13 protein-coding genes are annotated in these 17,987 nt (G+C 75.3%); 7 read left to right on the top strand and 6 right to left on the bottom strand.

Going from position 1 to position 17,987, the window contains the following annotated elements:
- Window positions 1–218: 218 nt before the first annotated feature.
- Both OHA65_RS07785 and OHA65_RS07780 read left to right on the top strand, forming a co-directional pair.
- Window positions 219–641: an ankyrin repeat domain-containing protein gene (locus OHA65_RS07785; protein WP_327282393.1), complete on the top strand. Its 423-nt coding sequence runs from the start codon at window positions 219–221 to the stop codon at window positions 639–641.
- A 340-nt stretch (window positions 642–981) separates the two neighbouring features.
- Window positions 982–2,379 (top strand): HEAT repeat domain-containing protein, encoded by a 1,398-nt coding sequence (locus OHA65_RS07780; protein WP_328762095.1) that lies wholly within the window; start codon window positions 982–984, stop codon window positions 2,377–2,379.
- Between the two features lie 213 nt (window positions 2,380–2,592).
- On the opposite strand, the gene OHA65_RS07775 is transcribed toward OHA65_RS07780, so the two are convergent.
- From OHA65_RS07775 to OHA65_RS07755, 5 genes are read right to left on the bottom strand one after another with little or no spacing between them, the layout of a single operon-like run.
- Complete coding sequence (locus tag OHA65_RS07775) at window positions 2,593–3,291, bottom strand: hypothetical protein (protein WP_327282391.1); 699 nt, start codon at window positions 3,289–3,291, stop codon at window positions 2,593–2,595.
- Window positions 3,288–3,869, bottom strand: a complete 582-nt coding sequence (locus OHA65_RS07770; protein WP_328762093.1) for an RNA polymerase sigma factor — start codon at window positions 3,867–3,869, stop codon at window positions 3,288–3,290. The genes OHA65_RS07775 and OHA65_RS07770 overlap by 4 nt, the downstream gene beginning before the upstream one ends.
- A 46-nt stretch (window positions 3,870–3,915) precedes the next feature.
- Window positions 3,916–4,848 (bottom strand): biotin-dependent carboxyltransferase family protein, encoded by a 933-nt coding sequence (locus OHA65_RS07765; RefSeq protein ID WP_405761632.1) that lies wholly within the window; start codon window positions 4,846–4,848, stop codon window positions 3,916–3,918.
- Window positions 4,845–5,462, bottom strand: a complete 618-nt coding sequence (locus OHA65_RS07760) for an allophanate hydrolase subunit 1 (RefSeq protein WP_405761629.1) — start codon at window positions 5,460–5,462, stop codon at window positions 4,845–4,847. The genes OHA65_RS07765 and OHA65_RS07760 overlap by 4 nt, the downstream gene beginning before the upstream one ends.
- The gene (locus OHA65_RS07755) at window positions 5,459–6,217 is read right to left on the bottom strand and encodes a LamB/YcsF family protein (protein WP_405759156.1); all 759 of its coding nucleotides are present in this window, start codon (window positions 6,215–6,217) and stop codon (window positions 5,459–5,461) included. The genes OHA65_RS07760 and OHA65_RS07755 overlap by 4 nt, the downstream gene beginning before the upstream one ends.
- Window positions 6,218–6,366: 149 nt before the next feature.
- Between OHA65_RS07755 and OHA65_RS07750 the strand changes: the two genes are divergently transcribed.
- From OHA65_RS07750 to OHA65_RS07740, 3 genes are all read left to right on the top strand, one after another.
- The gene (locus OHA65_RS07750) at window positions 6,367–7,872 is read left to right on the top strand and encodes a hypothetical protein (RefSeq protein WP_327282387.1); all 1,506 of its coding nucleotides are present in this window, start codon (window positions 6,367–6,369) and stop codon (window positions 7,870–7,872) included.
- A gap of 304 nt (window positions 7,873–8,176) precedes the next feature.
- Window positions 8,177–9,100, top strand: a complete 924-nt coding sequence (locus OHA65_RS07745) for a hypothetical protein (RefSeq protein ID WP_405761626.1) — start codon at window positions 8,177–8,179, stop codon at window positions 9,098–9,100.
- A 53-nt stretch (window positions 9,101–9,153) separates the two neighbouring features.
- Window positions 9,154–13,845 carry a hypothetical protein gene (locus OHA65_RS07740; RefSeq protein ID WP_405761623.1) on the top strand — a complete coding sequence of 1,564 codons (4,692 nt, stop codon included), beginning with the start codon at window positions 9,154–9,156 and terminating at the stop codon, window positions 13,843–13,845.
- 59 nt (window positions 13,846–13,904) lie between these two features.
- On the opposite strand, the gene OHA65_RS07735 is transcribed toward OHA65_RS07740, so the two are convergent.
- Window positions 13,905–14,390 carry a hypothetical protein gene (locus OHA65_RS07735; RefSeq protein ID WP_327282384.1) on the bottom strand — a complete coding sequence of 162 codons (486 nt, stop codon included), beginning with the start codon at window positions 14,388–14,390 and terminating at the stop codon, window positions 13,905–13,907.
- Between the two features lie 347 nt (window positions 14,391–14,737).
- Here OHA65_RS07735 and OHA65_RS07730 point away from each other — a divergent pair, with 347 nt between their 5' ends.
- Both OHA65_RS07730 and OHA65_RS07725 read left to right on the top strand, forming a co-directional pair.
- Window positions 14,738–17,548, top strand: coding sequence for a nitrate- and nitrite sensing domain-containing protein (locus OHA65_RS07730; protein ID WP_328762088.1), 2,811 nt, complete (start codon window positions 14,738–14,740; stop codon window positions 17,546–17,548).
- Window positions 17,545–17,982, top strand: coding sequence for a roadblock/LC7 domain-containing protein (locus OHA65_RS07725; protein WP_327282382.1), 438 nt, complete (start codon window positions 17,545–17,547; stop codon window positions 17,980–17,982). The genes OHA65_RS07730 and OHA65_RS07725 overlap by 4 nt, the downstream gene beginning before the upstream one ends.
- Window positions 17,983–17,987 lie beyond the last annotated feature (5 nt).

Here is a 17,987-nt window from a genome sequence, read left to right as displayed (position 1 = left end):
GGCGCGCCCGGCACGAAGGGGGGGCCAACCGGGCCAACCCCGTGCCGACCCGCGCCAACGGGATCCTTGCCTCCGCCTGGCCCCCGTATGTGCAGGTCCGGGCGCTACTCTGGCGATTCACCCGTACGGCTGCAGTGCCGTACGCCCCGCTGCCCGCCCGGCCCGGGGAACCTCACGTCCGCAGCGACGTCAACAGCGAGTGGAAGGCGGTACGACAGATGAGTGAGCACGAGCCCACCGAGGGCGGCTCCCAGGGCGCTCCCGACGAGGACGTCATCGAGCTGGCCACCAAGATCTTCGACCTCGCCCGCCAGGGCGAGACCGAGACGCTCACCGCGTACCTGGACGCCGGAGTGCCGGCCAACCTCACCAACGACCGCGGCGACACCCTCGTCATGCTGGCCGCCTACCACGGCCACGCCGCCACCGTCACGGCCCTGCTGGCCCGCGGTGCCGAGGCCGACCGCGCCAACGACCGCGGCCAGACCCCGCTCGCCGGCGCCGTCTTCAAGGGCGAGGAGGCCGTCATCCGAGCCCTGCTCGCCGGAGGCGCCGATCCGAGTGCCGGAACCCCCTCCGCCGTGGACACCGCCCGCATGTTCGCCAAGGCAGACCTGCTGGACCTCTTCGGAGCCAAGTAGTCCGTTTTTGCCCGTGACCTGGCACGGTCTGACCGGTCCGCCACCTCACGGGTTGGTCACGGCGGCCGTAAATGTGGTCGCGGCGCACAAACCGGCTGGGTCATCATGGCGTCGGATTCGATTCGTGAGCACGGCGGACGGGCAGGGGAGGGCAGGACACGAAGGGTGTCCGGGCCCACCCCCTGCGCACAACGGCCGACGTGGTCGCGAAGCACCGACGAGAGTGAGAAGGCAATGGTCTACATCGAGCGGAACATGACGGCGGACGTCCTCACATGCTGTTACGCGGCCCTGTGAATCCCGATTCCCGGTTGCGTCCCCAGCTTGTGAGGCCATTCCCATGTTCGAACCAGTCATAGCGCCAAGCGGCACCCTGCTCGGGCTCCTCCAGCGGGGCCGCGGCGACGGCACGCTGCACGCCCTCGCAGCGCCCCGGGCGGAGGCCCTGACGGCCCTCAACCAGTGCGTGGTCAGCGATCCGCGCCAGGACTGGCAGGTCGAGAACCGCTCGCTCTACTACGCACGCCTGTACCTCGATCTCGACGGCCCCCTCGCCGAGATCGAGAGCCACCTCTTCAGCGCCGACGACCTCGTCGACGACACGGACCACCGGACCGGCCTCGCCCTGTCCGTCCTGGGCCACCTGGCCTCGTACGGCCGCGACGACGCACTCATGCTGCTGCGCCGCTACGCCGCCTCCGGCGCCAACTGGGCGTGGGCCCTCGACGAGCTCGCCCTGCGCGACGACGACGAGGGGCTGCGCGGCCTCGCCGCGCCCGTCCTCGCCAGGTTCCCGGACACGGCCGAAGGCGAGGCGCGGCTCGCCGCCGCCGTCCGCGACGCGTACGAGCCCCGGCCCTGGTGTCTGTGGGAAGAGTCACCCGAGTACGGCGACCGGCTGCGCGCAGCCCGCCAACAGGGTTCCTTCGACCGCTGGCAGCGCCAGCTCACCCCGAACGGGCCCCGGCCCGGCTGGGGAGTCCAGGCCGTCTTCGACTGGGCCGCCGACGGACTGCGCCGCGGAACCCCGCTGCACGTACCCGCCGCGCGCTGCCTCGCCGCCGTCGCCGCGCCCGAGGACCGCTCCGCGATCCTCGCGGCCGCCGCCGGCGCGGGAGGCGAAGCCGCCCGGGCCACCGCCCTGCACCACCTGGTCCTCGCCGAGCCGGAGAACCCGGCCGTACTGGACCTCATCGAAGCCGCCGGGGACGAACCCGCCGTGGCCGCCTACGAGCGCATGTGCGGCCCCGCCGCCGTCGACAGGGCCCGCCAGTGGGTCCACCGCCCCGACGCACTGGGCGCGGCCGCAGCCGCCCTCCTCGCCGCCCGGGGCGCGGCCGAGGACGCCGGACTCGTCCTGGGCGCCCTGCGCTCCACCGTCCGAGGAGCGGGCCCGGACGCCCAGCGGCTCTTCGCCCTGGTCGACGGGGCGGGCCGGCTCTCCATCGGCTGCGCGGCACCGGTGCTGCGCCACGTCTACCGCGAGACGTCCTCGTCCCACCTGCGCGGGCGCGCGGCGCGCGCCCTGGCCAGCACGGACCCGACCTTCGCGGCCGGCTTCGCAGTGGAATGCCTGTGGGACTGCGAGGAGACCACCCGCGAGGTGGCCGCCCGGCACGCCGAGACCGCCGACGTGCGCGTCGCACCACGGCTGCGCCGCCTCGCGTCGGACCCGGCGGAGGAAGAGGACGTCCAGTCCGCCGTCCGCAGCCGCATCACCCCCGAGTCGGCCGTCTAGGCCCCGACCGTACGCACACGACGCCGTGGGCCCGCCCCCCCGAGGGGGCCGGGCCCACGGCGTGTTCGCGCCCCGCCCCGCTACTCGCGCCCCGCCCCGCTACTCGCGCCCCGCCCCGCTACTCGCGCCCCGCCCCGCTACTCGCGCCCCGCCCCGCTACTCGCGCCCCGCCCCGCTACTCGCGCCCCGCCCCGCTACTCGCGCCCCGCCCCGCTACTCGGGCGCTGGCGCGCCGGTCGGGAGCACGGGGTCCCGGTCCCGGGAGTTGTCGATCTCGCACGGCGTGAGCTTCGACGTCTCCTTCACACCGAAGCTGACCGACTGCTCACTGGTCGGCGGCCGGTCGGGCCACCCGAACACGAGGGTGTAGCCCGGAGGCACGGTCCGGGAGTTGATCTTCAGCACCATCTTGTTGCCGTCGCGCTGGAGCACGTCGCTCTCCAGGTCGTGGGTCGTGGTCCCCGGAAGGAGCTGCGGCCCCCGGTAGCCCCCGCTCGGATACGGACACTGCGACTCGGACTTCTTGGGCATCAGCACGACGGTGACCCCCAACGCCCGCAGCTGCTCCACCAGTCCCGGTACCTGGCTGTGCCGGGGCATGTCGAGGGTGATGGTTCCACTGCCGTCCCTGGTCGGCGCGGGCGAAACCCCGGCTGCGGACGCGCCCGTCGGAGGGGGAGAAACCGCCGGCGCGGGCGTCGAGGACACCTGCGCGGACAGTGAGCCGTCCCGTCCGGAGCCGGGCACGGTCACCACCAGCCCCGCCGTCACGGCCGTCGCAGCCGCCACGGCCAGCGGAATCCCGTACCGCCGGGCGAACGAGCGGGCCGGGGCGGGCGCCGGTACCTGCGGCATCCTCGCCATCAGCGCCGCCTTGAGCTTCTCCTCGAACGCAGTGGGCCTGTTGTTCATCGGGTTGCCTCCAGACGGGATCCGGGAACGTCGGGCACGGGGACCACGGAGCGCAGGGCGCGCCGGGCGCGGTGCAGGCGTACGCGGACCGTCGCCTGCGTGACGCCGAGGGCCTGTGCGGCCTCGGCCGGGGTCAGTTCGTCGACGACCACCAGGTCCAGGGCCGCGCGCAGCGGCTCGGACAGCGCCGCGTGGCGCTCGGCCAGCGCCCGGAACGCCCGTTCGGCGTCGATCCGCTCCTCCAGCGCGGCCACGTCCTCCGCTTCGAGCAGCCTGCGCCCGCTGAGCCGCGCCAGGGCGCCGCTCTCGCGGGCCCGGCCACGGGCGTGCCCGGCCAGCACGTTGCGGGCTATGCCGAACAGCCACGCGACCGGCGCGCCCCGGCCGGGCCGGTAGCCGGCGGCCGAACCCATGGCGGCGAGGAAGACGTCCGCCGTCAGGTCCGCCGCGAGGTGCGGGTCTGCGACCCGGCGGGTCACGAACCGGAGCACGTCGTCGACGTGCTCCTCGTAGAACGCCCCGAATCCCTCGGGCGTGGTGAGATCCGGTGGCCCGGTCTCCCGTCGTGGGCTGCCCACCCGACACCCTCCCCTGTGCGCGGGGCCCGTTCGGCCCCTCCCACCCCTACTTGGCCGAAGCCCTCCCGAGCGTTTCGTGGGCCGCCGCCCGAGCCCGCAGGCACGGCGTGAAGCGCACCGGTACCCCCGGCCGGGCCTGGGCCGCCGCGTCCAGGGGCGGGCCCACGGGGATCACGCCGATGACCGGGTAGCCGCCGGTCACCGGGTGGTCGGCCAGGAACACCACCGGCAGGCCGTCCGGGGGAACCTGCACGGCGCCCAGCACCATGCCCTCGCTCGGGAGTTCACCGCCGCGGCTGCGCACGAGCCGGGTCCCGGCCTCGGTGCGCAGCCCGATGCGGTTGGACGCCGGCGAGACCCGGAACTCCGCCCGCCACAGGGCCGCGATCGAAGCCGGCCCGAACCAGTCCGCCCGCGGCCCCAGCCGCAACGGCAGCACCAGCTCGGTCGGCGCCCCCGGCACCCGCAGCCCGTCCGCCCCGCAGACCGGGTCCGGTCCGGCCGGACCCACCGGCAGCACCGTCCCGGCGGCCGGCACGCCCGGCCCCAGCCCCGACAGCAGGTCCGTCGAGCGACTGCCCAGCACCGGCGGTACGGCGAACCCTCCCCGTACCGCGACGTAGCTGCGCACCCCCGACTCCGCCCGGCCCACCTCCAGCACCGCCCCGGCCCGAAGCCGGACCGGAGCACCCCAGGCCGCCGCCCGGCCCTCCACCCGTACCGCACAGGGCGCGCCCGTGACCGCCACGGTCACGGGGGACAGCGCCCGCAGGCCCACCCCGTCCAGGGTGGTTTCCAGGACGGACGCGTCCGGCGGGTTGCCCAGCAGCCGGTTGGCCAGGCCGTACGCCCCCGTGTCCAGTGCGCCCGACCTGGGCACCCCCAGGTGCGCGTAGCCGGGCCGGCCCAGGTCCTGGAGCGTGGTCAGCGCCCCCGCCCGCACCACCTCCAGCGCGGCCCGCGGCCCATCGGCCCTCACCTCGCCACCTCCTCGAACCGCACCCGTACCCCCGGCGCGAACAGCGCCGCCGGATCCCGCTCCGGATCCCACAACACCGCGTCCGTGCTGCCGATCAGCTGCCAGCCGCCGGGGGAGGAGCGCGGGTACACCCCCGCGTACTCGCCCGCCAGCGCCAGCGAGCCCGCCGGGACGGCCGTCCGGGGCGTGTCCCGCCGCGGCAGGTGGAAGTGCTCCGGTAGCCCCGTCAGGTAGCCGAAGCCGGGTGCGAACCCGCAGAACGCCACCCGGAAGTCCGTCCCCGCGACGATGCCGGCCACCTCCCGTTCCGCGACGCCCCACAGCCGGGCCACGTCCGCCAGGTCCGGCCCGTCGTAACGCACCCGGACGGTGACGAGCGGCCCCTCGGTCTCCACGAGCGGCGGCACCCGCCAGCGGGCGATCAGCTCGGCCAGCGCGCCCGGCTCGGGCACACCGTCCAACAACACGGTCCGAGCGGCCGGCACGACGTCCCGTACGCCGCCCAGCTCCCCCGCCTCCCGCCGCCGGAGCAGCTCCGCGTGCAGCGCGGCCACCTCCTCCGCCGAGTCCAGCTCGATCAGCAGTGCCTCGCCGCCCACCACCAGCGGCCTCATGCGAAGGCCTCGATCCGGACCCCCGCGGCGCCCAGCGCCTCGCGGACCCGCAGGGCGAGCTGTGCAGCCCCCGGGGTGTCCCCGTGCAGGCACAGCGAGCGCGCCGCAACCGCCACCCGGGAGCCGTCGGCGGCCGTCACCGCGCCCTGGGCGGCCATCCCGACGGCGCGCGCGACCACGGCGTCCGGGTCGCGCAGCACCGCCCCCGGCTCGCCGCGCGGCACCAGGGTCCCGGCCGGCGTGTACGCCCGGTCGGCGAAGGCCTCCGGAACGGCCGTGAGCCCCGCCGCCTCGGCGGCGGACAGCAGCAGTGAGCCCGGCAGGCCCAGGACGGGCAGGCCGGCGGCTCCGGCCGCCATGCGCACCCCGGCGACGACCGCGCCGGCCTGGTCGGCGTCGTACACCGTGCGGTTGTACAGCGCGCCGTGCGGTTTCACGTACGACACCCGGGAGCCGGCCGCCCGCGCGAAGACCTCCAGCGCCCCGATCTGGTACGCCACCTCGTCGGCCAGCTCGCCCGCCGGGACGTCCATCGAGCGCCGCCCGAAGCCCGCCAGATCGCGGTACGAAACCTGCGCCCCGATCCGTACGCCCCGCTCCGCGGCCAGCTCGCAGACCCGCCGCATGATGGACGGGTCCCCGGCGTGGAAGCCGCAGGCCACGTTGGCGCTCGTGACGACGGACAGCAGGGCTTCGTCGTCGGTCAGTGTCCAGCGCCCGAAGCCCTCGCCGAGGTCGGCGTTGAGATCGATCAGAGGTGTGATCATGGAAGCCATGCGGTGAGCGTAGAACAGCGCCCGCGCGGCGGCGGCGGGTTCGGCGGCACGTCCGGCGGGGCCTGGGACCGATCCGGCCGAACCATGCCGTTTGGGATGTTGTCCGTGTCAGCGCCTAGTCTTTGTCCGTGACTCTCCCCGCCCCGGCGAAGCCCCTTCCGTCCCCGGCGCCGGGCCCGGCCGCCGACGAGGGCCTGGCCCGGCGGCTGCGCGCGCTCGCCTGCACCGCCCCGCTGCACGACCTCGACGTACGCAAGGCCAATCTCGCCGGCGAGTACGGGATCTACGCGATGGCGGAGGTCGCGCTCGCCGCGATCGACCTGGTCACGCTCAACATGGACTTCGACACCGGCGCCGACCACGAGCAGATAGTGGCCAGGCTGCTGCCGCGCGTCGCCGCGCAGGCACCGCACCGCCCCGCGGCCGAGCACGAGCGGGTGGCCCGCTGGGTGCTCGAAAACCTGATCAACGTCGGCAGTGTCGACCGGGGTTTCCGCGCGATCTACGGCACGTTCGGGCCGGACGGGGTGTACGTCCGCCGGGACTACGACTTCAAGCTGATCGAGGAGGTCCCCGGCTACGGCGGGGCGGTCTACCTCCGTACGACGGACGAAGCCGTCAACGTGCTGGTCGGCGCCCTCGACACGGACGTCACGAGCGCGCAGATCGCGGCCGAGGTGAAGCTGGAGGTCCTCATCAGCCGCGGCCGGCTCGCGGACGCCCAGCTCGCCGCCGAGCAGGCCCGCTACCGCACGGTGCAGTACGCGGAGACCCTGCGCCGCACCCTGGACGCGACCCGGCGCAACGTCCGGGCCGTGGACTGGCTCCAGTCCGTGCCCGACATGATCGAGGAGGCCCTCGACCACGTCGCCGACCGCTACCGGCACGAGAACGCGATCCTCACGAACATCCGCAAGGCCAGGGACGAGGCCGAGGAGCCGGAGAACAAGCGGCGCGCCGCAGAGCTCGTCGACATCGTCAAGGACTGCATCCGCCGCCACACCCAGCTCCAGTCGCGGCTGCTGGACGCGGGCCCGCTGTTCCGCGCCGAACAGGACCGCCAGGCCTTCGCAGCGCCCGCACCGCGCTCCGGGATCGACCTGTACGGGCAGCTCGTGGCCCCGATCCTGCCGCTGCCGGTCGCGCAGGCCGGCCGGGTCACGGACGCCTTCTTCGCCGCGGGCACGGGCCTGCGCACGCCCGTCTGCGTCCGCGTCGCCGACCTCGTCGAGATACTGCTGACACCGCCGGTGGAGCGCGAGCACCTCGGCGCGGAGATGCCGGAACCGGACCTCATCGCGACCCCGGACGACAGCCGCTTCAGCGAGGAGCAGCTCGCTGCCGCGATGGAGCTCCTGGACCTGCCGCACGACGCCCCGCGCCGCCTGTCGGGCCTGCTCGCCGAAGCCAGGCGTAGCGATCCGGACCTGCCGTACCTGGTGGCCCTGCTGGCCGTCCATGCGGCGAGCCCGGCGGTCGGCACGGCGTACCGCCAGGGCGAGGAGCGGCTGCTCTTCGCGGTGGACGACGGCACCCGGCTCGACGACCCCGAGTTCGGCGGCGCGGACCTGATCGTCGGCACGGCCCTCCTGGACGCGGCCGCGATGACCGCGGACCGCACGGAGGCGGCGTGAGCTCCGGCACGGCCGAGCCCCCGCGCCGGCCCGCTCCCGAGTGCCGGTCCGCCGGGCACAGGTCCACTCCCGGACTCCGGTCCGGCCCTGGACTCCGGTCCGGCCCTGGACTCCGGTCCGGCTCGGGACGCCGGCCGGCGCCCGGGCAGCGGCACGCGGCGGGCGGCGCCGGCCGCGTCGCCGCATCGGGGGCCGGCCGGGTCCGGCCGCACGGCCGCACCGGCACCACCGCCCCCACGACCCCCCTTCGATCCGCCCCTGACCGCCCCGCACGCAGCATCCGCACCGCCGAGGAGACCCACCCGTGAGCGACCACCACGCCGAGCACCCCGCGTGGAGCGAGCGGCACCCCGCGTGGAGCGAGGCCGACGCGCCGTCGGCCTCCGCCGCGCCCGCCCCCGGCGGTTCCGTCACCCCCGCCGACGCCGCGGACGCGGCCCGGCTCGTCGCGTTCGGGCTCCAGCCCAAGCTGCTCCCCGCCCGCGACGCCGAGTACGCCGAGCTGCTGCGCCGCTACCGCGAGGAGCCGGCGTTCGGCCGCCTCGCCGACGCCGTCGCCACCGGCCTCGGCCTCGTCGTGCTGGAGGTGTCCCCGCGCGCCGGCATGGCCGTCGCCGCCGGTGAGGACTCCGTGTTCGCCGTCCGGATGGGCGACTACGCCCGCCGCACCACCGCCGACTCCGCCGACCGGTTCCTGCACGGCCTCGCCCATCTCGCCGTCGCAGCCCTCGCGTTCCCCCGCCCCGAGGACCTCGCCGACGACGGCTACATCGGCCGCGTCACCGTCAACGGCGTCGACGCCTTCGTCCGCCAGACCTGCCGCCGCCTGGAGGAGCGTGCCGAGGAGCTCGGCGAGAACACCGACCCGGCCACCGACACCCCCGGCCTCGAAGCCGCCTGGCGCGTCTACGCCCGGCGCAGTGCGACCGGCGCCACCAAGGACGCCCGCCGCCTGGCCGGCTCCACCACCGGCATCGTCGGCAAGGCCGCCGCGTTCCTCACCGACTCCGGCTTCCTGCAGCGCACCGGCGACGACGCCGGCGGCACGTACCGCACCACCCCCCGCTACCAGCTCCAGGTCCGCGACATGGCGGGCAGCGCGGCCATGGCCGAACTCCTGGAACTCGGCGTGGTCCCCGTCAGCGACGGCTCCGCCACGCTCCTGCCGCCGCCCGAGGGCGACGACCTGGAGCTCGCCGCCGACGCCGGCCTGCCGTTCCACGCCTGAGCCACCTGCCCTCCGTACCCAGAACCACCGAGAATCCACGAGAGTCCGCCGCCATGTACGAGCTGTCCCGGATCCGCCTCTACTCCATCGGGCCCGCCGGCGCGCGCTACGCCGACACCGTGCTCGACCTGCGCGGAGTCGGCGAACCGGTGCCCCACCCGGCGCCCGCGCAGGCGGAGTTCTTCGAGGACGAGCCGACCGGGCCGCCGCGCCGCCCCGCGCCCGCCGGCGTGCTCTTCCTGGAGAACGGCGGCGGCAAGTCCGTCCTGCTCAAGCTGATCTTCTCGGTGATGCTCCCGGGCCACCGCAACACCCTCGGCGGCGCCAGCTCCGGCGTCCTGCGCAAGTTCCTGCTCGCCGACGACTGCGGCCACGTGGCCCTGGAGTGGCAGCACACGCAGACCGGCGAGTGCGTCGTCGTCGGCAAGGTCAGCGAATGGCGCGGCCGCCAGGTCTCCAACGACCCGCGCAAGTTCGCCGAGGCCTGGTACTCCTTCCGCCCCGGTCCGGGCCTGAGCCTGGACAACCTCCCCGTGGCCGAGGCGACCGCCGTCCGCCCGCCCGTGGAAGGCGCCTCCGGCGCCCAGGGCCGGCGCCGCACGATGAAGGGCTTCCGCGACGCCCTGACCGAGGCCGGCAAGGCGTACCCCCACCTGGAGGTGTACTTCGAGGAGATCCACGACCGCTGGAACGAGCACCTCACCGAACTCGGCCTCGACCCCGAACTCTTCCGCTACCAGCGCGAGATGAACGCCGACGAGGGCGAGGCCGCCGGTCTCTTCGCGGTCAAGAAGGACTCCGACTTCACCGACCTGCTGCTGCGCGCCGTCACCGACACCCGTGACACCGACGGTCTCGCCGACCTGGTCCACGGCTTCGGCAACAAGCTCGGCCGCCGCGCCGAGCTGATGGCCGAACGGGACTTCACCGCCGGCTCCGTCGACCTGCTCACCAAGATCGTCGAAGCCGCCGGGACCCGCTCCCGGCTCCGCGACGTCCACGCCGGCGCGGAGCGTCGTACGCGCACCCTCGCCCGGCGGCTGTCCGCCCGCGCCGCCGAGGAGCGCGGCCGCGCCGCCGATCTCGCGCAGCGGGTCACCGGCGCCGCACACGGGGTCACCTCCGCCGAGTCCGCGCGGGCCCGCAGCGCCGCCGTCTCCGCCGAACTCGCCTACCGGCACGCCTCGCTGGCGCTGACCGTCGCCGACAAGGCCGCCGCCGCCCAGCGCCGCGAGCTCCTCGAAGCCCGCACCCTGCACTCCGCCTGGCAGGCCGCCGAGACCGTGCTGCGCCACCGCGCCGCGTCCGACCGCTCCGCCCGCGTCGCCGCCGCGATCCTGGAGGCCGAGCGGGACGCCGCCCCTGCGCTGGCCGCCCGTGCCACGGCCGCCGCCGCGCTCGTCCGGGCCCTGCACACCGCCGCCGAGGGCGGGGAGCGGGTCGCCAACGAGGAGGAGGAGCGGTCCGCCGCCCTCCAGGAGGCCGGCGAGGTCGCCCACCGCGATGCCACCGCCGCCGCCACTGCGGCCCAGCGGGCCCGCAGCGAGGCCGAGCACCTGCGGGCCCGGCTCGCCGAAGTCCAGCAGGAGACCGCCGAGGCCGTCCGGGCCGGCTGGCTGGACGATTCGGCGCCCGACGCGGACCCGGCCCGCGCGGCCCTCGCCGCCAGTGACGCCGAGAAGACCGCCGTCGCCGCCTGGGACGAATCCCGCGACGCCGCCCGCACCACCGCCGAAGCCGCCCGCGAGGCCGCCGCCGCGGAATCCCGCGCCGAACTCACCGCGGCCCGCGCCGCGGACGCCGCCGAAGCGGCCGAGGCCGCGCACGACGCCGAGTACCGGGCGGCCGCCTCCCTCGCCGCCTCCCCCCGCCTGGCGGAACTGCTGGGCCTCCCCGCGGCCGCCGACGCCGCCGTGCCGCGCCCGCGCACCGGGAACGCCGCCGTGCCCGGCACGGCCGCCGGTCCTGCGGGCACCGCGGGCGCGCCCCGGCCCACGGCCACCGCCACTACGGGCGGGCTCACCGTCGAGGACCTCGACCGCGGAGCCGACGAGCTCCGCACCCTGCTCACCGACGCGGTCACCTCGGCCGAACGCCAGCTCTTCGAGCTGCGCACCGCCGCCGCCGACGACGCCCGCATCCTCGGCGCGCTCGGCGACGGCGGACTGCTGCCGCCCGGCCCCGACGTCCTCGCCACCGTCGAGTACCTCGGCGAACACGGCATCCCGGCCCTGCCCGGCTGGCGCTACCTCGCCCAGGCCGTGGACCCGGCCGACCACGCAGCCGTCCTCGCGGCCCGCCCCGAGCTCGTCGACGGTGTCGTCATCACCGACCCCGACACCCACGCCCGGGCCCGCGAGGTCCTCTCCGGCGCCGCCCTGCTGCCCCGCTCCACGGTCGCCGTCGGCACGGCCGCCGCCCTGCTGGCCCCCGTACCGCCCGCCGACGCGGATTCGGCGGTCTCCGGGATCTTCATCGTCTCGCCCAACCCGGCCATGCACGACGAGCAGGCCGCCGACGAGGAGCGCCAGACGCTGCGCACCCGCGCCACCGCCCGAGACACCGAGATCCGCGACCTGGCCGCACGCCTCGCGGGCGACCGCGAATTCGCCGCCCGCCTCGCCTCCTGGCGCACCGGCTGCCCGACCGGCCGCCTGGCCGAGCTCGCGCAGCAGGCCGAGGCCGCCCGCGGCTTCGCCGAGGAGACCGACGCCGAACTCGCGGAGGCCCGTACCGGACGCGCCGAGGCCGACGAGGCCGCCGCCGACGCCGCCCGTGTCCGCGACGAGCGCCAGGACTCCGCCCAGCGGGCCCGCCGCGCCGCCGACGCCCTCGCAGGGCTCGCCTTCCGCCTGCGCGAGCGGGCCGGCTGGCAGGCCAAGGTCCGCGAACTCGCTGATGACGCAGCCGAGTCCGAGGCCCGGGCCGAGGTCTGCCTGGACCGGGCCCGCGCCGCCGACGAGGACCGCCGCGCCGCCCAGCGCGCCGCCGACGATGCCCGCCGCACTGCCCGCGCACTGCGCGCCGAGCGCGCCGAGATCGCCGGCGCCCCCGAGGCCCTGCCCGAGGACGACGGCACGGCGAAGGCGCCGCTGCCCGACCTCCGCGAGGCCTACCGGGCCGCCTCCCAGCTGTACGAGAAGGTCGGCGTCGGCGCCGACCTGCGCGCCGAACAGGCCCGCGCCGAAAGCGACGAGAGCGCCGCCCTCGCCGAACTCGACCGGCTCACCAACAAGGTCCGCACCCGCGCCGCCCAGCTCCTCGAAGGCACCGACGGCGCCGACGGCCCGTCCCGGCAGGCTGCCGCCGCCCGTGCCGAGTCCCTCGTACAGATGCTGGAGGCCCGTGCCTCCACCGCCAGCGAGCAGCTCGGCCGGCTCCGGGGCGAGGCCGAACGGCACGCCCCCGCCGAGGGAGAGGCGCACACGGACCTGCCCGAGGAACTGGTCCCCGGCGACGTCGAGCAGGCCCAGGCGCTGCTGCGCACCGCCACCGCCCAGCTCGCCGCGCACGCCGCGGCCGTGGAGACCGCCCGGGCCGCCCACGCCGACCTGCTGCGCGCCCACCGCACCGCCGAGGACGGCGCCGGCGGCTTCGACGAGACCGCGGCGATGCTGCGGGACCTGCTGCGCGACCACACACACCAGGACGACGAGCAGGAACCGGCGGCCCACCCGGGCACACTGGAGGAGGCCCGGCAGTCCGCCGCCGAGGCCCGCCGCTCCCTGCGCGGCTGCGCGGCCGACCTCTCGGCCGCCGAGTCGGCCGTCCGCGAGGCGAGCGACATCCTGGTCCGCCACGCGAACGCCAACCGGTACGAGCAGGTACGCACCCCCGCACGCCAGCAGATCCGCGAACTGCCCGCCTCCGCCCTGCCCGAGCACGCCGCGGCCTGGGCCGCGGCCTTCGCGCCCCGCCTGCGCGTCCTCACCGACGAGCTGGCCCAGCTGGAACGCAACCGCGACAGCATCGTCGACCGGCTGCGCGGACTGGTGGAGTCCGCGCTGGCCACCCTGCGCTCCGCCCAGCGGCTCTCCCAGCTCCCCGAGGGACTGGGGGAGTGGTCGGGCCAGGAATTCCTGCGCATCCGTTTCGAGGAGCCGGACCAGGCCACCCTCACGGAGCGCCTCGGGGAGGTCATCGACGAGGCGACCCACGCCGCGGTGAAGAAGAACAGCAGCGCCTCCTTCGGCGAAGGCCGCCGCGACGGCATGTCCCTGCTGCTCCGCGGAGTCCAGGCGGCCCTGGAGCCCAAGGGCATCGCGGTCGAGATCCTCAAGCCCGATGCGGTGCTGCGCGCCGAACGCGTGCCGGTGGGCCAGATGGGCGACGTCTTCTCCGGCGGCCAGCTGCTGACCGCCGCGATCGCGCTGTACTGCACGATGGCCGCGCTGCGCAGCAACGACCGCGGCCGCGACAAGCACCGGCACGCGGGCACGCTGTTCCTCGACAACCCGATCGGCCGCGCGAACGCCACGTACCTGCTGGAACTCCAGCGGGCCGTGTCCGACGCGCTCGGTGTCCAGCTGCTCTACACGACCGGCCTGTTCGACACGACGGCCCTCGCCGAGTTCCCGCTCGTCATCCGGCTGCGCAACGACGCGGACCTGCGCGCGGGGCTGAAGTACATCAGCGTCGAGGAGCACCTGCGCCCGGGCCTGCCCCAGCAGTCCCCGGAAGGGGAGACGATCCACGGCGAGATCACGGCGACCCGCATGTTCCGCCGCTCCACCGTCGCTTCCTGACCGCGACCCCGAAGCACCCCGGCGGGCCGGCCGCACACGCCCCGACCCGCCGGCCCGCTCTAGCTCCGGCCCGAGCTCGCCCGGTAGCGGCGGTCCGCTCCCGGTGGCGGCCATGCGGCCGGGCGGGCGCCCGCCGCCGCGCCGCCGCGGGGTATCCGGGCCGTCCCGCCGCCCGGCTCGGAGCGGGCCTCCCGGCGGGCCCGGCGCCGCTCGCGCCGCAAGTCCCGGGCCGTGCTGCTCGGCTCCGACACCACCCCGTTCCGCTGGTTCCACATCTGTCGGGTGATCAGCACGTCCAGTACGCCCCAGGTGGCCACGACGGTCCCGGCTATCGCGCTGAGCCCCATCGGCAGGGCCAGCCAGGAACCGGTGAGCATCAGGAAGAAGGCGACCGTCGCCCCGGTCAGCGTGACGGCCACGATCAGCACCGCCCGCACCGCCGAGTCCCGCACCGGGTCAGGCATCCTGCGCCGCCTGGCCGGCTCTTCCTCCCACAGCGACCGCCCCGGCGCGCCCACCGCGCCGGTGTCCTCGTAGATCCCCATCACACGCTCCCGCCCCGACCGATCCCCTTGAACGGATAGACGTTCGACACCGCCGAGAGATTCCCGTATCCCCGACTCCTCCCCAGCACCTGCCCATCCCGGAACGAAGAATTCCAGCCATCCATCCGGTTGCGGGAACTGACGCCCCACCAAGTGTCATCTGCCACATAACGGGCTGCTCTTGACCGGATGTGTCGGACAACTCATGATCTACGCCGAGCGGCCCGGCCGAAAACGTCCGGACACGCCTTCGAAGCCGCGCGCGGGCAGTAGTAGGCTCACGCCGTTTAAATGACGGAACACCGACCCCCGACAGCGGGGTTGAGCTGGGGGAGGCTGGGGAGGCCATGCGCTTTCGCGGGAAGTCCATCCGCCGGAAGATCGTGGCGTTGCTCCTTGTGCCGCTCGTCTCCCTCACCGCCCTCTGGGGCTTCGCGACCGTGCTCACCGGCCGCGAGGCGGTCCAACTCCTCGACGTCGCCTACGTCATCAACAAGGTCGGCTACCCCGTCGAGGACGTCGTCCGCGTCATCCAGAAGGAACGCCGCCAGACCCTCGTCGTCCTCGGCGACCCCCGCGCCTCCACCGCCACCGCCGAACTCGCCAAGCGCCGCGCCGCCACCGACGAGATCGTCGACCGGATCAGCAAGAACGCCAAGGACCCCGAGGTCGCCGAAGAGCTCACCTCCGCCGCCGCCCAGCGCCTCGACTCCATCCTCGACGCCTTCCGCGGCATCGGCGCGCTGCGCCGCTCCGTCGACCAGAACACCCTCGACCCGAGCCAGGCGCTGGAGCTCTACAGCCGGCTCGTCGACCCCTGCTACGACTTCCTCATGAACCTCCACGCGCTGGAGAACGTGGAGATGGACAAGCAGGGCCGCGCCCTCGTCGGGATCACCCGTGCCCGCGAGACCCTCTCCCGCGAGGACGCCGTCATCGCCGCGGCCCTCGCCGCCCGCAACGTCAGCGCCGCGGACGTCCGGCGCGTCTCCGACCTCGCCGCCAACCGCACCCTGCTCTACGAGTTCAACCTCGCGATCCTTCCGGCCGACGACCGGGAGCTCTTCGAGCAGTACTGGAGCAGCCCGGAGACCAAGCCGCTGCGCGACGCGGAGGAACGGTTCGTCAGCGGCGGCCCCGGCAAGAACCCGCGCATCGCCGCCGCCCAGTGGGACGAGGCCGCGAACAAGGTCCTCGACGACCTCGCCACGATGGGCACCGCCGCCGGCGACCGCTACCAAAAGCGCGTCGAGCCCGTCGCCATGGACGTCCTCGTCCAGGCGGCCATCGCCGGAGTCCTCGGCTTCATCGCCCTCGTCGTCTCCCTCGTCCTGTCCGTGCGCATCGGCCGCGAGCTGATCCGCGACCTGTCCCGGCTCCGCAAGGAGGCCCACGAGGTGTCCGGCGTCCGGCTGCCCGCCGTGATGCGCCGCCTCGCCGCCGGCGAACACGTGGACGTCGAAACCGAGGCCCCGCGCCTGGAGTACGAGAAGGACGAGGTCGGCCAGGTCGGCCAGGCCCTCAACACCCTCCAGCGCGCCGCCGTCGAAGCCGCCGTCAAGCAGGCCGAGCTCCGCCGCGGCGTCTCCGAGGTCTTCGTCAACCTGGCCCGCCGCAACCAGGTCCTGCTGCACCGCCAGCTGACCCTGCTCGACACCATGGAGCGGCGCACCGAGGACGCCGAGGAGCTCGCCGACCTCTTCCGCCTCGACCACATGACCACCCGCATGCGCCGCCACGCGGAGGGCCTCGTGATCCTCTCCGGCGCGGCCCCCTCCCGGCAGTGGCGCAAGCCCGTCCAGCTCATGGACGTCGTGCGGGCCGCCGTCGCCGAGGTCGAGGACTACGAGCGCATCGAGGTACGCCGCCTGCCGCGCCTGGGCATAGCCGGCCCCGCCGTCGCCGACGTCACCCATCTCGTCGCCGAACTCCTGGAGAACGCCACCGTGTTCTCCCCGCCGCACACCGGCGTCCAGGTGCACGGCGAACGCGTGGCCAACGGCTTCACCCTCGAAATCCACGACCGCGGCCTCGGCATGAACCCGGAGGCACTGCTCGACGCGAACCTCCGGCTCGCCGAGACCCCCGAGTTCGAGCTCTCCGACACCGACCGACTCGGCCTGTTCGTCGTCAGCCGCCTCGCGCAGCGCCACGCCGTCAAGGTCGTCCTCCAGCCCAGCCCGTACGGCGGCACCACCGCCGTCGTGTTCCTCCCGGCGGCCCTGCTCACCGAGGCCCCCGAGACCAGCGGCACCGGCCTGCGCCTCGGCGACGGCAAGGCGGTCCGGGCCGGCCAGGGCGCCAGGAACGGCCAGGGCCCCGCCAGGCACGCCCCGGCCGCAGTGGAGCGCGCACCGGCCGCCCGTCCGCTGGCCGCCCCCGAACTGCGCGGCCCGGTCGAACTGGAGGCCCCGCTCGGCGTGCTCGGCCTCGACGACCCGGCCGCCCTGGACGAGGTCACCGCCGGGATCTCCGGACTCACCGGCGTGGGCGGCCGCCCGGCCATGGCCACCCTCGACGACGAGACCCCGCCCAACGGCACCTCGCGCAGCGCCCTGCTGGGGCTCCGCCCCGCGGACCGGCCCCACACCGACCGCAAGGGCGGGCCGGACCGGGAGCCGCCCGCCCCCACCGGCCCGGTGCGGCTGGACAGCCACCGGCCCGACGCGGTCCGCAGTGCCCGCCCGGACGGGTCCCGGTCCCCGGGTGCCGTGCCGCTGCCGCGCCGCAGGCCCACCCCGACGCTGGTCGCCGAACACGGCCGCCGCGTGGAGCCCCGCCCGGTGTCCGCGGTCCCGAAGCCCGCTCCGGCGCCGGAGCCGGGCACTGCGCGCGGCGCCGCAGCGCCCGCCGGGTCCGGCGGGGCCGTTGCCGTCCATGGCACCGGCGGGCTGCCCAAGCGCGTCCGCCAGGCCAGCCTGGCGCCCCAGTTGAAGCAGACCCCGGCTCCCGCGCCCGCCGAAGCCGCCGCAGACCCGGTGGCCCACCGCGACGCGGAAGAGGTACGTACGCGCATGTCCGCACTCCAGCGCGGCTGGACGGCGGGCCGCGAACAGCAGGCACAGCAGGCACAGCAGGTACAGCAGCAGTCCGGTTCCGGGGCAGGCACTTCCGCCACCACGGGTTCCGGATACGAGAACGAGGGGGACGGTCGATGACCGCACCGCAGACCGGCAACGACACCCGGGGCCGCGGCTCCGGTCCGCTCAACTGGCTCCTCGACGAGCTCGTCGACCGGGTCGCCAGCATCCGCAAGGCGGTGGTCCTCTCCGGCGACGGTCTGCCCACCGGCAGCTCGAAGGACCTGACCCGCGAGGACAGCGAGCACCTGGCTGCCGTGGCCTCCGGCTTCCACAGCCTGGCCAAGGGCGTCGGCCGGCACTTCGAGTCGGGCAGCGTCCGCCAGACCGTGGTCGAGCTGGACGAGGCCTTCCTCTTCGTCATGGCCGCAGGCGACGGCAGCTGCCTGGCCGTGCTGTCCGACGCCGACTCCGACGTCGGGCAGGTCGCGTACGAGATGACCCTGATGGTCAAGCGGGTCGGTGACCACCTGGCGACCGCTCCCCGCTCCGGGCAGCCAGCCGGAGGGTGAGGCGG

This window comes from Streptomyces sp. NBC_00045 (assembly GCF_045041095.1).
In the GTDB taxonomy this organism is placed as follows: Bacteria; Actinomycetota; Actinomycetes; order Streptomycetales; family Streptomycetaceae; genus Streptomyces.
This window is presented reverse-complemented; position numbering and strand designations above follow the sequence as displayed.

Excerpts from the sequence above, each read along its gene's own strand:
- OHA65_RS07785 (WP_327282393.1), top strand. The coding sequence starts at position 219 with ATGAGTGAGCACGAGCCCACCGAGGGCGGCTCCCAGGGCGCTCCCGAC.
- OHA65_RS07780 (WP_328762095.1), top strand. The coding sequence starts at position 982 with ATGTTCGAACCAGTCATAGCGCCAAGCGGCACCCTGCTCGGGCTCCTC.
- OHA65_RS07775 (WP_327282391.1), bottom strand. The coding sequence starts at position 3,291 with ATGAACAACAGGCCCACTGCGTTCGAGGAGAAGCTCAAGGCGGCGCTG.
- OHA65_RS07760 (WP_405761629.1), bottom strand. The coding sequence starts at position 5,462 with ATGAGGCCGCTGGTGGTGGGCGGCGAGGCACTGCTGATCGAGCTGGAC.
- OHA65_RS07740 (WP_405761623.1), top strand. The coding sequence starts at position 9,154 with ATGTACGAGCTGTCCCGGATCCGCCTCTACTCCATCGGGCCCGCCGGC.
- OHA65_RS07735 (WP_327282384.1), bottom strand. The coding sequence starts at position 14,390 with ATGGGGATCTACGAGGACACCGGCGCGGTGGGCGCGCCGGGGCGGTCG.
- OHA65_RS07730 (WP_328762088.1), top strand. The coding sequence starts at position 14,738 with ATGCGCTTTCGCGGGAAGTCCATCCGCCGGAAGATCGTGGCGTTGCTC.
- OHA65_RS07725 (WP_327282382.1), top strand. The coding sequence starts at position 17,545 with ATGACCGCACCGCAGACCGGCAACGACACCCGGGGCCGCGGCTCCGGT.